This is a genomic window from Burkholderia sp. AU18528, from assembly GCF_002223215.2.
GTDB lineage: Bacteria > Pseudomonadota > Gammaproteobacteria > Burkholderiales > Burkholderiaceae > Burkholderia > Burkholderia semiarida.
Genome location: NZ_NKFC02000010.1, coordinates 1 through 2,598 on the forward strand (window position 1 = coordinate 1; position 2,598 = coordinate 2,598).

A 2,598-nucleotide genomic window follows, 5' to 3' on the forward strand; every position below is an offset into this window, starting at 1 on the left:
CCAGGGATATCTCATCTTAAGGCGAGTTTCCCGCTTAGATGCTTTCAGCGGTTATCTCTTCCGAACATAGCTACCCGGCGATGCCACTGGCGTGACAACCGGTACACCAGAGGTTCGTCCACTCCGGTCCTCTCGTACTAGGAGCAGCCCCCTTCAAATATCCAACGCCCACGGCAGATAGGGACCAAACTGTCTCACGACGTTTTAAACCCAGCTCACGTACCTCTTTAAATGGCGAACAGCCATACCCTTGGGACCGGCTACAGCCCCAGGATGAGATGAGCCGACATCGAGGTGCCAAACACCGCCGTCGATATGAACTCTTGGGCGGTATCAGCCTGTTATCCCCAGAGTACCTTTTATCCGTTGAGCGATGGCCCTTCCATACAGAACCACCGGATCACTATGACCTGCTTTCGCACCTGCTCGACTTGTCGGTCTCGCAGTTAAGCACGCTTATGCCATTGCACTATCAGCACGATTTCCGACCGTACCTAGCGTACCTTCGTACTCCTCCGTTACGCTTTGGGAGGAGACCGCCCCAGTCAAACTGCCTACCATGCACTGTCCCCGACCCGGATCACGGGCCAAGGTTAGAACCTCAAACAAACCAGGGTGGTATTTCAAGGACGGCTCCACCGAAACTAGCGTTCCGGTTTCATAGCCTCCCACCTATCCTACACAGATCGGTTCAAAGTCCAATGCAAAGCTACAGTAAAGGTTCATGGGGTCTTTCCGTCTAGCCGCGGGTAGATTGCATCATCACAAACACTTCAACTTCGCTGAGTCTCGGGAGGAGACAGTGTGGCCATCGTTACGCCATTCGTGCAGGTCGGAACTTACCCGACAAGGAATTTCGCTACCTTAGGACCGTTATAGTTACGGCCGCCGTTTACCGGGACTTCAATCAAGAGCTTGCACCCCATCATTTAATCTTCCGGCACCGGGCAGGCGTCACACCCTATACGTCCACTTTCGTGTTTGCAGAGTGCTGTGTTTTTATTAAACAGTCGCAGCCACCAGTTTATTGCAACCCCTTCACCCTCCTGGCGCAGGCCAGTCAAGCTACAAGGGCGTACCTTATCCCGAAGTTACGGTACCAATTTGCCGAGTTCCTTCTCCCGAGTTCTCTCAAGCGCCTTAGAATACTCATCTCGCCCACCTGTGTCGGTTTGCGGTACGGTCATCGTTAGACTGAAGCTTAGAGGCTTTTCTTGGAACCACTTCCAATTGCTTCGCTCCCGAAGGAGCTCGCGCCACACCCTTGAATTATGCGCCCGGATTTGCCTAAGCGCCTTCTCCAATGCAGCGACCGGGACTTCCAACACCCGGACAACCTTCCGCGATCCGTCCCCCCATCGCATCTAACAATGGTGCAGGAATATTGACCTGCTTCCCATCAGCTACGCATTTCTGCCTCGCCTTAGGGGCCGACTCACCCTACGCCGATGAACGTTGCGTAGGAAACCTTGGGCTTACGGCGAGGGGGCCTTTCACCCCCTTTATCGCTACTCATGTCAGCATTCGCACTTCCGATACCTCCAGCACCCTTTACAAGGCACCTTCGCAGGCTTACGGAACGCTCTCCTACCATGCGAGCAAGCTCGCATCCGCAGCTTCGGTATATAGCTTAGCCCCGTTACATCTTCCGCGCAGGACGACTCGATCAGTGAGCTATTACGCTTTCTTTAAAGGGTGGCTGCTTCTAAGCCAACCTCCTGACTGTTTTAGCCTTCCCACTTCGTTTCCCACTTAGCTATATTTGGGGACCTTAGCTGGCGGTCTGGGTTGTTTCCCTCTTGACACCGGACGTTAGCACCCGATGTCTGTCTCCCGTGATTGCACTCTTCGGTATTCGGAGTTTGCTATGGCGGGGTAATCTGCAATAGACCCCCCAACCATGACAGTGCTCTACCCCCGAAGGTGAGACACGAGGCACTACCTAAATAGTTTTCGGAGAGAACCAGCTATTTCCAGGTTTGTTTAGCCTTTCACCCCTATCCACAGCTCATCCCCTAACTTTTCAACGTTAGTGGGTTCGGACCTCCAGTACGTGTTACCGCACCTTCATCCTGGCCATGGATAGATCACCTGGTTTCGGGTCTACGCCCAGCAACTGAACGCCCTATTCGGACTCGCTTTCGCTACGCCTGCCCTATACGGTTAAGCTTGCTACTGAACGTAAGTCGCTGACCCATTATACAAAAGGTACGCCGTCACCCCTTGCGAGGCTCCGACTGTTTGTATGCATGCGGTTTCAGGATCTATTTCACTCCCCTCCCGGGGTTCTTTTCGCCTTTCCCTCACGGTACTGGTTCACTATCGGTCGATCACGAGTATTTAGCCTTGGAGGATGGTCCCCCCATCTTCAGACAGGATTTCACGTGTCCCGCCCTACTTGTCGCACACCTAGTTCTTTCATACTGTTTTCGCCTACAGGGCTATCACCTGCTATGGCCGCACTTTCCAGAGCGTTCGGCTAACAATACAAATAAAGAGTGCAAGGCTCATCCCATTTCGCTCGCCACTACTTTGGGAATCTCGGTTGATTTCTTTTCCTGCGGTTACTTAGATGTTTCAGTTCACCGCGTTCGCTTC

The 2,598-nt window shown here is 53.1% G+C and carries 1 rRNA gene; it reads right to left on the reverse strand.

Annotation, left to right across the window (positions count from 1 at the left end):
- Positions 1-2,598, reverse strand: a 23S ribosomal RNA gene (locus CFB52_RS33985); the annotation flags it as partial.